The organism is Candidatus Alcyoniella australis (genome assembly GCA_030765605.1).
Classification (GTDB): Bacteria; Lernaellota; Lernaellaia; order JAVCCG01; family Alcyoniellaceae; genus Alcyoniella; species Alcyoniella australis.
This window is the reverse complement of the sequence record JAVCCG010000088.1, coordinates 1-13,212: the sequence shown is the minus strand read 5'-3', so window position 1 is coordinate 13,212 and position 13,212 is coordinate 1. Positions and strand designations below refer to the sequence as shown.

The following is a 13,212-nucleotide window of genomic DNA, read 5'->3' as shown; positions in this document are numbered from 1 at the left end:
CGTGTCCCTCGCCAAAACTCGTCCGGCAATGAAATCAGCATGTTGCGAGCATGGCTGAATCGGGCTACCTTGTAGATAATTCCGGGGACACAATACTTAATGATTGCTTGTTGGATCAAGGGCTGTGAATAAGTATTGTGTCCGTGTGCCCAGGGCCATTTCTTCAACCGCTTTGTATGCTTCGTAGCGAACCCACAAGCGGGATATCACCCGGTTGTATGTCAATAACCATCACCGAGTAGAAATTTCAATGGATTCGGGGGTCAGCGTCGGCGTGTGGGCTTTTTGCTCTCGGGCTGCTTGGGTTTCGCCCCCTTAAGAATCTCACCAAGCAGGCGGCGGCTTTCGGGCAGGTGGTAGAGGATCAGCGCCTTTTGGCGGTTTTTCCGCTTGGGGTCGCGTTCCACAAAGACCGGCTCCAGGGTCGCGGGGTTCAGGCCCGTGGCGTACATCACTGTCGAGTCGGTGCCCGGGGTGGGAGTGAAGATCTGGCACTGCTCCACTCGCAAATTGTGGCGTTTGAGGAAGTGATAGACCTCGATCATCTGGTCGATGCTCGAGCCCGGGTGCGCGGCCATGATGTAGGGAATCACGTACTGTTTTTTGCCCGCCTCGCGGGAGAAGCTCCGGAACATTTCCAAAAAGCGTTCGAACCCGGCGATGGGCGGTTTGTGCATCAGCTCGAGCACGCATGGCGAGACGTGTTCGGGCGCGACCTTGATCAGGCCGCTGGTGTGGTGCGCGGCCAGCTCGCGGATCAGCTCGGGCCCGAGCACGGCCGGGTCGGTGCGCAGGCCGGTGGTGACGAACAGGTGTTTTACCCCCGGAACTTTGCGCGCGGCGCGCAGCAGTTTGATGTAATCATTATTGGACGCGCGCAGTTTGCCGCAGGGCTCGGGCCAGAGGCACGAGCGCCGGTCGCACGGCTTATCGCGCGTGCAGCCCATGGCGTAGAAGTTGGCGGTTGGTCCGCCCAGGTCGTTGATCGTGCCGCGGAACTGGGGGTGGCGCACGATGCGTTCGACCTCGGACAAAATCGATTCACGACTGCGGCTCGATACCCTGTGGCCTTGGATCGCGTTGATCGCGCAGAACGCGCACCCGCCGAAGCAGCCGCGATGGCTGGTGATCGAGAAGCGCACCTGTTCAAGCGCGGGCACGGTCAAGCCGTGCAGCGACGGGTGCGGATCGCGGGTAAAGGGCAGGCTGTAGATCGTGTCGAGCTCGGCGCTCGTGGCCGTGGGCCAGGCCGGGTTGTGAATCACGCGCATGCCGCCGCAGTCCTGCCAAAGCACGCGTCCGGCATTGCTCGTAGCGAGCTGATGCGCCTGAGCTTGAGTGCGCGGGTCAGCGGCCACCTGCTCGCTCGAGGGCAGTTCGAGGCCATCGGATGGCGGGGGCGCGCTACGCGGCGTGCGGTGTACCACTCCGGGAATCGTGCGCAGGGAGTCGATCCGCGATTCGCGGTCGGACGGGCCCTGTTCGAGGTTGCGGGCGATTTGCAGCAGCGGGCCCTCGCCCATGCCGTGCACCAGCACGTCGGCTCCGCAGTCCATCAGCAACGGCCGCCGTACTTTTTCGGACCAAAAGTCGTAATGCGCGAAGCGTCGCAAACCAGCCTCGATCCCACCGGCCACGATCAGGGTCGACTTGCCGAAGCGCTGTCGAATTAAATTGCAGTATGCAATAAGCGCGCGGTCCGGTCGGCCGCCTGCTTTGCCGCCCGGGGCAAAGGGATCGTCCGAGCGGCGGCGTTTGAGTGCGGTGTAGTTGGCGACCATCGAGTCCAGCGCGCCCGAGGTCACGCCGAAGAACAGCCGCGGCAATCCCAGGGTCGCGATCGATTCTGGGTCGCGCGCATCGGGACGCGAAATCAGGCCCACGCGATAGCCGTGATGCTCCAGCCAGCGGCCGAGCAGGGCCGCGGGAAACGCCGGATGGTCCACGTTGCCATCGCCGGTGACCAGCACCACGTCAAGCGCGTCCCAACCGCGTTCGCGGGCCTGGTTAAGATCGATCGGCAGGTGGGTCAACGTTTCCTCCGGGCAGCGCGCCGCGGGGTAAGGGGATCGCTCAGAGCTCGAGCCAGGAGTCGGAGTACAGCGAATGCCCGAGCAGCACGCGCGCGGTCTTGACGTAATCCAGCTCGTCGCGCGACAACGCACCCTCGTCGATAGGTTCGCCCTGGACCACTCGGCCGATCAACGCGTCGAGCTCGGGCCATTGGTCGCGCGCCAGGCGCAGCAGCTCGGAATCCAGGCCGTCAACGATTGCCGACTTGGCGCCCCAGTGGCGCAGGATCGCCAAATAGGTGCGGTTGAGCAGCGGACGCAGCTTGCTGGGAGCGCCGTTGGACACGTTGCTCAGGCCGCAGATCGACATCGAGTTCGGCGCGATGTCCGGCAGCAGCATCATGAACTCGGTGCAGCCTTGCAGCTCGGCCTGCTGCGAGTTGACCGGCACCACCACCGGGTCGTACCAGATCGATTGCTCGGGCACCCCGGCCTCGATCGCAGCGATCTGCAACGTCGCGGCCAGGCCCGCGCGCTCCTCAGCGTCGCGCGGCAGTCCCTCGGGGCCATAGAGCAGGGCGATGAACTGCGCGCCGCGCTCCACCGCCAGCGGCAGCAGGGCCTCGATCCGTTCGGGACGGGCCATGATCGAGTTGATCAGCGGCGGTCCCCAGCTATCGTCGTGGGCCGCCAGGCCCACGCGCATCGCCTCGAGGTTCATCGTGTCCAGCGACAGCGGCCGCTGCGCCGCCTGCTGCACCTCGCGCACCACGAACTCGATCAGCTCCGGGCCTTCCTTGCGCGCCGGGCCGATGTTGACGTCGATGTAATCGACCTGGGCCTGCGCCAGTTGCGCGGCCAATTCGCGGATCGGCCCAGGGTCGCGCTCGCGCATCGCCGCGCCGATGGAGCGCGACATGATGTTCATGTTCTCGGCAACGGTCTTCATCGGGCCCTCCGTAAAAAATTTCGGAGTGCTAGCCGCAAAGCTGCTTGAGAAACGGCGTGAGGTTCGGCGCGTCGCGCGGTCCGACCAGCACTTCCCACTCGTCGCCCAGCTCCTGCTCGAGCTCGCCGCTGATTACCGCGGTTACGCCCGGGATCACCACCTTGCGGTTGGAGCTGCTTTGGGCCAGCCCGCTTTTCTTGATCGCCTGGCCGATCAGGTCGCCGGCGAACTTGCCCGCGGCCCAGGCCGTGAGCACCGAGAGCCCCTCGGTGTCGATCACCAGTAGCCGCGCCGGAACGCGGCTGGCCTCGACCTCGCCCGAGACGATGAAGTAGGTCAGGGCGAAGTTGCAGGTCACCAGCAACGGCGAGCTGTCGTCCACCGCGCCGATCTCGTAGATCCGCGGTTCGGTGACCATCGGCCGCTGGGGGTCGGTGTAGATGTTGAGCCGTTGCAGCAGCAGCGGCAGCAGCGTCTCGCCGCGGAAGTCCGAGAGCACTACGATCCCGGCGTACTTGGCGATGAACGTCGCCGCGTGCAGGGCCTCGTCCAACGCATCGGACGCGGTGCGGCAGGGGAAGCTGATGGTCGGGTAACCCCAGGCCTTGTTCTTGGCCAGCAGCGCGCCGCGGCGGATCGCTATCTGGTCGACGAACGCGGTTTTAATATCAGCCGCGCCGCTGTCGATCACGATATCGTGGATGCCCTGGGCCTCGAGCGCCGCGGTCAGCGCGGCCACGCCCTCGAGATTATCGGCCTTGATTGCTACCGGGCAGCCGCGATCTTTAGCAACCGCGGCCACGGCATCGAGGTTCTGCGCGTCGGCCGCGTAGAGCAGCGGACGCATACCGGCCAGTGCTGCGGCTCCGGCGTCGAGCAGCTCGGCGGTTTTGGCGATCAGTACGAAGGCCGCGCCGTCGGCTGAACGCGTACGCTCGATTAAGTGAACAAAGCGTTCGGCGTCGTTGCTGTCGCACTGCAACGCCAGCATGTCGCCGCGTAGCTCGGACCCCACGCGCTCGTAACGCAGCTGCTCGAAGCGCTCGAGGCGCGCGTCGATCTCGGCGTCGTCGTACTCGTCGCTGATCAACAGCGCCAGGCCCGGCGGGTTGACGAAGGTCTTCTCGTGACGGAACAGCACGGTCTCGCCGCCGAGTTTGATTTCGCCGCGCCCCGCGCCCACGGTCACCGTGCGGATCGGCGGAGCACTGGCCTCGCTCAGTGCGGCCTTGGCCTCGTCCGAGATGTAGGGGCACTGCGAAAGCTCGGCCTTGCTCGCGGCCAGCGACATGGCGAAGGCCAGGCAAGTCGGCACGCCGCATTCGCCGCAGTTGGTCTTGGGCAGTAGCTTGAAGATCTGGATTCCTGATAGCGCCATATCGATCGTTACCTCGTCAGAGTATCGGGTCCATGGTCAGCGCCGGGTGTTGCTTCTGTTCGAGGAAGGGCAAAATTTGTTCCTCGGTGGTGCCCACGGTCTCGTCGGCCACGCGCTGGAGCAGATCGGGGATTCCCAGCTGTGCGGCGCGGCGCTCGAAGCGGCCACGGATTTCTTCCTTGAGTTTGCGCGGCATCCAGACCAAGCGCTTGATGCCGCCCTCGGCTGAGATGAACTTGCGGCTGCTGATGTAGAGTTTGGAGTGGCCCAGGAAGCCCGGAGTCATCTGCCCGCCGCCGACCGTACCGGCCAGCGTAGTGAACTTCATGCCGCAGGGCGTCATGCCGCTGTGGTCGCGGTCGACGATCATGATTCCGTTGCACAGCGGCAGCACCGCGGCCAAACATTCGAAGCAACCGCAGGCGGTCATCGGTTCGCGCATGATGCTGTAGGCGTCGATGCGCTCGATCTTGCCGCGCGAGGCTTTACGCACGAACTCGTTGACCCCGGCCCATTGGCCGAAGGCCGCGTCAAGGGTTTCGCCTTTGTGCACCGGCTGGTTGGGGCCGGTGGGATTGATCTCGAATGAGGCTTTGCAGTCGAGCCAGGAGTAGGCGCCGCACAGTCCCGCGCGCTCGGGCGTGACGATGCAGACGTGCGCCGGCGCGAAGCTCTGGCACAGCGTGCAGGAGTAGAATGGATCGGTCTGCTCGTCGGTCATCCCGCTGATCCGCTCGTCGCGCTCGAGGTAGACCGCCTGGGCCTGATCGAGCACGCGCTGCACGTCGTCGCGTTCGGTGTAGATCCGCACCTGAACCTTGTCGACGATGTTGCCAAAGTCCTCGTGATACTTGGCGTGCAGGATGCGCCCCAGGTGCGCCAGCTCGAAGCCCTTGGCCGCGGCCGCGCGCGAGACGCGCAGCCACAGCAGGTCGCGCTGGCCGATATGCATTACGCCCTGGGCGTAGTTCAGCAGGTGATGGATCTGGCGCTCGAGGATCGGCTCGAAGTCCGGCTGCATCTTGCGTCCGGCGACCTCGACCTTGATTGCCAGCGGCAGCTGCGAGCCCGGCTCGCAATCGTCAAGCTTTGGTCCGATCACTTGCACGTCGCCGTCCTCGACCTGGTTCATCGGCAGCGACGTTGTCCACTCCACGGCCGGCGTGCGGCCGCCGCCCATCTCGATAAAAATATCCTCGCCGCGTACGCGCTCGCCCTCGTACGCCGGGCCGTAGGCCACTGGCACCGGCACCTCGCTGATCTGAACTTTGAGACCGCGGGCCTCGATCGCCCGGCTGACGATGCTCTCGTGGGGCACGTCGGCCACCAGGTGCTCGTAGGTGCACACGCCGCTGATCAGCACCTCGGGCACCGCGCTGTCGGCGATGATCGGGAAGCCGTAGTTCAACGCGCCCAGGCCGATCGCCGCCCACTCGGGGGTGATCGCGCCCAGGGTCAGGGCAAAGGCGAAAATCCGCTCTTTGTTGTAGCGCAGGATCGCGCTGAACTCTCCGGGGCCGATGCCGCCGAAGCTCATTGCCGCCCGTGTGGCAAAGCCGAAGGCGTAGGCCGCGGCCGAAGCCTCGCTGCCAAAGGGCACCAGCCGCGTGTTCCAGCCGACCTGCACTCCGGATTGCACCAGCTGTTCGGCGAAGGTCGTGCCGTTGGACGATCCGGCCATAAACACGTAGAGGTTCTTACGCTGTAGCTCTTCGGCGATCGCCACGGCGGTCTGCGGATCGGGGGCTGATCCGAGGATCGCGGCGAAGCCCGGCGCGGATCCGTCGACGAACTCCACGCCACGTTTGCGCAGCACCACATCGTCGGCAGCGCCGAGCCAAATGTTGTGTCCGTCGATCTCCTCGCCGCCGAGGTACAGCTCGGGCTGCTCCACGCAGCGGATCGCCTCGATCAGTTCCTCGCCGATCAGCGCGGCCATGCCCGCGTCGAGCGCCGGTCCGAGGTAGGGCAGGTGCACGTCTTCGTCCGGCGCAGCGGGCAGCAGTTCGCAACAGCGCTGGAGCGCCGGACGCATTTGCTCGAGCCGCTCGACCTTGATCCCGAGGATGCCGTAGGTCACCGGCAGAAAGTAGGCGGTGTTGGGAAACCCGACAGGGCAATCAAGACCGTGGGCAGTCACGGCCCGATCCAGCGCGGCGGTCGCGCGCTCGATGATCTGCTGTGCGCCCTGTATCCCCAGCGATGCGACGATCTTCGACATCGTTACTACTCCAACGCCCGGCGATCGGACATGTCCATCAGCACGCGCTCGGTTGCGCGGTCGATTCCCAGCTCGCGGCGCTTGTCATCGATCTGTTGCAGCATTAGCTTCGCGGCCGTCAACGGATCGGGTTGCTGCAAAAATCCGCCGCCCAGATCAACCGCCGCTGTAGCCAGCGCTTCGATTTCAGGGCCTTGGGCCGACGGTCCGCCGAGCACGAACAGCGCGCCGCTTGCCGCCAGGCCGCAGCCTTGGGCCAGAGTGGCGGCCTCGTCCCAGTCCGGAGCGGCGCAGGCTATGGGCAGGGCCGCGATGTCGCCCAGTCCGCCCTGGTCCACCACCGCGCACAATGCGCTTAGGCCGCGTGAGACGCTTGCGCCCATAGATAATACCGGCCCGATCCCCACCGCGCGGCAGACCTCGGCCAGCCGCTCGCCGCACATTTCAACTGCCGTATCGGGCGTCAGCAGGCCCGCTGATGCGCACTCGCTCTCGGCGTTGCCGCACAGCAGCACCAGCACGTCGCGCTTGATCAATTCCTTGATCAGCTCGACGTGAGCCTGCCCCGCGGCCGTGGGCTCGCCGAGCACCAGCGCCACTCCGCGCACGTGGCCGTCGACAATGTTGCTTATCAGCGGCTCCAGCGAGCCGCGGAACGTGCCGCCCAGAGCGTAGACGATCGCTTCGGGCGTGAACCCGGTCACGTACTTTAGCGTGTCATCGGCCACAGCCACATGCGGCTGCGGCGGGCCGAGCGTTGCGTCGTCAAGGGCCGTGCTCAGTAGTTGTGCGCCCCATACTCCGGCCAGTGCCGCTCGCGCAGCGCCCGCTGGATCGCGTTCGAGTTCGGCCAGCTCGCGGGTCATGCCACGCGGCGTCGCTGCGTGGGCCTGCCAAACCTCGCGGCGCTTTGGCGGTGCGCGGTCGATCAGCAACGGGGCCTGCTCGCCATCGCCCAGCCAGTCCAGAGCGCATTGCGCCACATCAACAGCCACGTCGGCTGCGGAGCGCTCGGCAACCTGAACTCCGAGCTCTGTTGCCAGCGCGAGAAGGCGTGTCCGGTCGAACGCCTCGCTTGGGGCGCGATCGCTCAACTGCCCGGCCGCCGTCTCACAGCGCGCGGCGAGCTCACGCAATCCATGTAGCAGCGAGCGGTCCTCTGTATTCGCGGCCATGACTACTGAACCATCTGCGCGATGTAGGCGCGCAGTCGTTTGAGCGATTCGGGGTGGCGCAGCACCAGCAGGTCGGAACCGGCCAGCAGCAGGCTGACCCCGGTGATGCACTCGATGGAAATGCCGCGTGCGCGAGCGTCGCCCCAGGTCGGCTGCTGGTCGGCAGACACCTTGGCCTCTTTGGATTTCCAGACCTCCTTGCCGACCATGTTCAGCATCGGGAACTGCAGCTTTTCGTCGCCCTGCACCAGGGCCGCGATGCGCGCCCGTTCCATCACCGAGTAGCTGTACTCCAGGCCATAGCCCAGGCCGCCGGTGGTGGGGTCGATCAGGATGTCTTCCTCGTGTACCCCGAGGTTGCCCAGCAGGATGCTCAGCTGCTTGGCCAGGTTGATGTCGATCGGCGAGTTGGCCGCCACCATGTGTTTGAAGCCGATGGCGCCCGCGCCGACCTGCTTGTAGTTGCCCTCGACCACCGGGCCGAGAACCAGCCGTCGGCCGTCGATTGCCTCGGCCACGGCGCGCAGCACCTCGCCGTCCTTGGGCTCGTTGTCCACGCCCCAGACGATCAGCGGCCTGTCGATCGCCGCGGCCACGGCCTTGACCGTTTCCACGGCGGATTCGGCCGAAGCATCGTCGCCGTTGGGGTCGATGCTGGTCAGGGTCAGCACCAGCGCGTCAGCCCCAAGCTCGACGCACTTGCGGGCCCAATTCGCGGGGTCGGCGTAGACCTCGGAGTAGATCTCGTTGAGCGCCTCAGGCCAATCAGTCGGCGGGCGATCGTGGATCTCGAGGGCCAGGGCCGGGGGATTGGGGATCGACCCGTCGAAAGTATGAAACGGGTAAGCCGCCTGACCGCCGAGAGACAGGCCATGCTCGCCCTCGCCCAGCCGCTGCTGATTGATCGAGCCGCTCGACTCGACCTTGGGAAAATCGGCCATCGATCCAACTCCTCTCTGTCGATTCGCCTCGGGATTCAACCCTGAGAAACTGCGATATCCGCGACCAGCCTGTCAACCAGTTCGGCCGTTGCGACCAGCGCCGGATCGTCCTGCGGCAGCTCAAAAACCGAGCGCGCCTGCACGTCGTTGTCGCGCACACGGTCGCTGTGAGGCAGCACGGCCAGCAGCTCCAGGCCGGTCGCTTGCAGCTCGGGCTCCAGCGCCGAGTGATCTTGCGGCGCACCATTGAGAATCAGCCCGGTGCGTTTCACGTCCAGCTCCAGCTCGCGTGCGACCTGTGCAACCCGCGTCGCGGCGCGCAGCGACTTGGCCGAATAGTCGGCCACCAGCAGCAGTAAATCGATCTTGCGCGTGGTGCGGCGGCTGACGTGCTCCATCCCCGCCTCGTTGTCGATCACAACAAAACGGTAGTTCGATTGCAGGCGTTCGATTTGCGAGCGCAGCACGTTGTTGACGTAGCAATAGCAGCCCGGTCCCTCGGGGTGGCCCATCACCAACAGGTCCATTCCGCGCCCCTCGCTGATCGAGGCGCTGACCCGCATTTCCAGCAGCGCTTCCTTGGTCATGCCCGAGGGCAGGTCGTCGCGCTGTGACGCGAACTCGTCGGTTACGCCCGCGATGCTGCCGCGCCGCGCCAGGCCCAAGGTCTCGGACAGGTTGTCGTTGGCGTCGCCGTCAAGGGCCAACACCGGCCCGGGCCAGCGCTCCACCAGCCGCCGCACGATCATCCCGGCCACGGTGGTCTTGCCCGTGCCGCCCTTGCCCGCCAGCGCGATAACCTTTGTCATCGTTTTTCTCCGCAGCCGCGGCGATCCGACGCGACGCTGGGAAAGCGCGAGAGGTCGGTGTGCGGCAGGAATAGCGCCGAGGTGTAGTTATCGATGAAGCGTGCGTTGTCCACCAGCTCGATGTTGGTGATCGAACCGGCGATGCGTTCGCTGCGCTCCAGCGCCTCGCGACTCAGGGCCGCGGCCCGCGCACCGAGCAGTGAGCCGTTGCCGATGTAGCTGAAGCGTTCGCGCGCGATGTCCGGGAACAGGCCGATGCGCACGCAGCTTTGCAGATCGAGAAAGTTGCCCAACGCGCCGGCGATGATTACCCGCTGTAAATCGTCCACACTCAGTTCGACCTGCTCGAGCACGGTGACGATCCCGGCGTACATCGCCGCCTTGGCGCGCAGCACGTTCTCCACGTCGGATTCGCTCAGTACGATCTCTACGCCGTCGGCCGAGTTGGCGGCCTCGACCACTACGTAATGGGTACGGCCGTCGCGCTCGCGCAGTCGAGGGCTTCGCGATGGATCGGCGAAACGGCCGTTGGGCTCGAGCAGCCCGGCGCAGTAAAGTTCGGAGAGCATCTGCACCAGCCCCACGCCGCACACGCCGATTGCCGGAGCTTGGCCGATGGTTACGACCATCGGCTCGCAGGTCGCGCGGTCGATGCGAAAGGCGTTGATCGCTCCGGCCGCTGCGCGTACACCGCAACCCACGCCGCCGCCCTCGAACGCCGGGCCGGCAGAGCACGAGGCGCTGGCCATCCACTCGTTGTTGCCGACCACGATCTCGCCGTTGGTCCCCAAATCGACGTAGAGCGTCAGCCGCGGATCGCGGTCCAGGCCCGAGGCCAATACCCCTGCCGTGATGTCGCCGCCGACCCAGCTCGATACCGCGCTGAGCGCCCGCAATGGCACTTGCTCGGGAAGCTCGATCCCCAACTGGGCCGCGCGCAGCGGAGGGAAGCTGCTTGCCAGCGGCACGTAGGGCGCGCGTCGGATTGAGCGCGGATCAAAGCCGCACAGCAGGTGGGTCATGGTGGTGTTGCCCGCGACCGTGGCCTGCACCACGTCGTGGCGCGCGATTCCAGCGTCCTGGATCAGCCGCGAGAGCACGCCGTTGATCGTGCGCACTACAGACTGTTGCAGCCGTTGCAGCCCGCCGGGCTGTTCGGCATGCACGATGCGCGTGATTACGTCTTCGCCCAGCGAGACCTGGCTGTTGTAGTCCGAGGCCGTGGCCAGGGTCGTACCGCTGGCCAAGTCGTCCAGCCGTCCCCAGATCGTGGTCGTGCCGATGTCCAGCGATAGGGCGCAGCCCGCGCCGCGTAGTCCGGATTGGATCGCCAACAGCCGCGGGGTTTGGCCGGACTCGCTACGCACAATAGCGGTCGCGCGCCAGTCGCCCTCGCGCAATGCAGTGCCCAATCCGTGTAGCGCCATCGGATCGATCTGGGTCACGTTGATGCCGTGCTGCCGTTTGACCTCGCGCAGCACGCGTTCGAGATCTCCCACGTTGTCGGCCAGGGTCGGTTCGGGGAGTTCAAGGTCGAGACGGGATACCGGCGGGTCCAGGACGAACTCTGCGGGTGCATGTTCTGCGGCACCCGGTCCGGCAGCAGTTGCGGCGGGGACGCTTGAGAGCGCCGAGGGTTCGACCCGCGCCTGTTCGCTCAGTGCGATCAACGCGTCGCTGTGAACCTCGCAACGGCAGGCAAGCACCAGACCGCGCGCAGCCTCATCGGCGCTCAGCGCCGAAGTGCTCGGAGAACTTGTCTGGCCTTGCAGTACGCGCACTTTGCAGCGTCCGCAGGTCCCGCTGCCGCCGCAGGCCGCGTCGATGTGCACCCCTGCGCGCACCGCGGCCGAAAGCACGCTTGCGCCGCGTTCGACCAGGGTCGAGACGTTGTCGGGCAGGAAAGTGACGCGCACGTTATCGGCCATCGGCTTCCCGTTTGTCGTGCTCGACGTAGGCGTAGGCCGAGTGGTTGTGGATCGACTCGTCGTTCTCCACCTCCACCGCGTACCAGGTGATGTGCGCCATTTCGCGCAGGCGTTGGGCCACGTTGCGCACCACGTCCTCGACAAAGACCGGGTTGTCAAAGGCGTGCTCGGTAACGTACTTCTCGTCCTCGCGTTTGAGGATCGAGTAGACCGCGCTGGATGCCGAGCCCTCGGCCAGCTCGATGATCTCCTCGATCCAGACCAGACTGTCGAAGCGGAAGCTGATGCTCACCGTGCCGCGCTGGTTGTGGGCCCCGCGCTCGGAGATCGCCTTGGAGCACGGGCAGAGCGTGGTCACCGGTACGCGCACCGTGACCACCACGTCGTAGCGGTCCGCGCGCAGGGTGCCCACGATCGAGCAGCGGTACTCCATTAGGCCCATCGCCTTGCTCACCGGCGCCTGCTTTTCGATGAAGTAGGGAAATTCGACTTCGAGGTGCGCGGCCTCGGCGTCGAGCCGGTGCCGGATCTCGCGCAGTACCTGCTTGAAGTTCTTGGTCGAGATTTCGCCGCGATGCTCGTTGAGGATCTCGATAAAGCGGCTCATGTGCGTGCCCTTGAAGCTGTGCGGCAGGCTGACGTACATGTTGAACGCCGCCACCGTGCTCTGGGTCCCGCGCGAGCGGTCGAGGACCTTGATCGGGTAGCGCACGTTCTTCACGCCGACCTTGTCGATGGGGATATTCCGCTCGTCGGGTTGGCTGGCCACGTCGATCCAATCGCGCTTGCTCACCTGCTCCCTCGCTATTGCGCTGCCGCTAAAATCTGCGGCACCAGTTGTTCGCGGCCGATGGCCATCACGTGCACGCCATCGCAAATCTGCTCTTGCCGCAACCTGCGGATAGTCTGCGCGGCGATCTCGATGCCGACCTCCAGCGCGCCGTCCTTGCCCGCGGCGTCGAGGCGGGCGATCAGCGCGTCGGGAACTTCGATCCCTGGAACCTTCTCGTTCATATAGCGCGCCATGCGCGCCGACGCCAGCAGCACGATCCCGGCCAGCACCTTGACCTCGTGTTTGCGCGCGCTTTGCATAAAGAACTCGAAGCGCTCCACGTCGAACACCGCCTGGGTCTGGAAGAAGCGCGCACCGGCCACAATCTTCTTCTCGAATTTTAAAAGCTGCGGCTCGAGCGGATCGGCCTCGGGCGTCACCGCCGCGCCCGCGAGAAATCCGGTGCCGCCCCTAAGCTCGTTGCCCGCCAAATCGCGGCCCGCGTTGAGCAGCTCGATCGTCTGCAGAAGCTGCACGCTGTCCAGGTCGAACACCGGCTTGGCCTGGGGGTGGTCGCCGACCAGCACGTAGTCGCCGCTGAGCGCCAGCACGTTGCGCACGCCCAGCACCCAGGCTGCCAGCAGATCCGATTGCAGCGCCAGGCGGTTGCGGTCGCGGCAGGTCAGTTGCAGCACCGCGTCGCCGCCGCGGTCCACGATCAGCTTGCAGGCCGCCAGCGGACTGAGCTTCATCACCGCGGACTGGTTGTCCGTGACGTTCAGCGCGTCGACCTCGGGTTTGAGCAGCTCGATCTGCTCGATTAACCGCCCGACGTCGGTCCCCTTGGGAGGTCCGACTTCGGCGGTGATCGCAAAGCGGTCCTCGTCCAATGCCTGGCGCAACGAGCGCGGCATTGCCTCAGTCCTCCGAGCCGTCGGCGTCGAACGCCGGATGACGTTGGCGGCCGGGCCGGGTGGTTGCGCTGTGGTCTTTGGGAGGCTGGATCGTGCGGATTTGGTCGAGGCGG

At 65.6% G+C, this 13,212-nt stretch carries 10 protein-coding genes; all 10 read right to left on the bottom strand.

The annotated features are described in order from the left end of the window. Nucleotides 1-263 precede the first annotated feature (263 nt). A complete protein-coding gene (locus tag P9M14_09695) occupies nt 264-2,033 on the bottom strand; it encodes a YgiQ family radical SAM protein (GenBank protein MDP8256011.1) in 1,770 nt (589 codons plus the stop codon). Nucleotides 2,034-2,073: 40 nt separating this feature from the next. Next, nucleotides 2,074-2,961: a dihydropteroate synthase gene (locus P9M14_09690; protein MDP8256010.1), complete on the bottom strand. Its 888-nt coding sequence runs from the start codon at nt 2,959-2,961 to the stop codon at nt 2,074-2,076. A 28-nt stretch (nt 2,962-2,989) separates the two neighbouring features. Continuing rightward, nucleotides 2,990-4,339 carry an acetyl-CoA decarbonylase/synthase complex subunit gamma gene (gene acsC, locus P9M14_09685; GenBank protein MDP8256009.1) on the bottom strand — a complete coding sequence of 450 codons (1,350 nt, stop codon included), beginning with the start codon at nt 4,337-4,339 and terminating at the stop codon, nt 2,990-2,992. A gap of 16 nt (nt 4,340-4,355) precedes the next feature. Continuing rightward, complete coding sequence (acsB, locus tag P9M14_09680) at nt 4,356-6,560, bottom strand: acetyl-CoA decarbonylase/synthase complex subunit alpha/beta (GenBank protein ID MDP8256008.1); 2,205 nt, start codon at nt 6,558-6,560, stop codon at nt 4,356-4,358. A 5-nt stretch (nt 6,561-6,565) separates the two neighbouring features. After that, nucleotides 6,566-7,654 carry a hypothetical protein gene (locus P9M14_09675; GenBank protein ID MDP8256007.1) on the bottom strand — a complete coding sequence of 363 codons (1,089 nt, stop codon included), beginning with the start codon at nt 7,652-7,654 and terminating at the stop codon, nt 6,566-6,568. An 83-nt stretch (nt 7,655-7,737) separates the two neighbouring features. Further along, the gene (locus tag P9M14_09670) at nt 7,738-8,676 is read right to left on the bottom strand and encodes an acetyl-CoA decarbonylase/synthase complex subunit delta (protein ID MDP8256006.1); all 939 of its coding nucleotides are present in this window, start codon (nt 8,674-8,676) and stop codon (nt 7,738-7,740) included. A gap of 35 nt (nt 8,677-8,711) precedes the next feature. Continuing rightward, entirely contained in the window at nt 8,712-9,485 is a 774-nt protein-coding gene (locus P9M14_09665; protein ID MDP8256005.1) for an AAA family ATPase, read from the bottom strand. Next, nucleotides 9,482-11,413, bottom strand: coding sequence for an ASKHA domain-containing protein (locus tag P9M14_09660; GenBank protein MDP8256004.1), 1,932 nt, complete (start codon nt 11,411-11,413; stop codon nt 9,482-9,484). Before P9M14_09660 ends, P9M14_09665 begins: the two co-directional genes overlap by 4 nt. Next, the gene (gene folE2 / locus P9M14_09655) at nt 11,403-12,206 is read right to left on the bottom strand and encodes a GTP cyclohydrolase FolE2 (protein MDP8256003.1); all 804 of its coding nucleotides are present in this window, start codon (nt 12,204-12,206) and stop codon (nt 11,403-11,405) included. The genes P9M14_09660 and folE2 overlap by 11 nt, the downstream gene beginning before the upstream one ends. Before the next feature lie 11 nt (nt 12,207-12,217). Next, nucleotides 12,218-13,099: a methylenetetrahydrofolate reductase gene (locus tag P9M14_09650; GenBank protein ID MDP8256002.1), complete on the bottom strand. Its 882-nt coding sequence runs from the start codon at nt 13,097-13,099 to the stop codon at nt 12,218-12,220. Nucleotides 13,100-13,212: the final 113 nt, after the last annotated feature.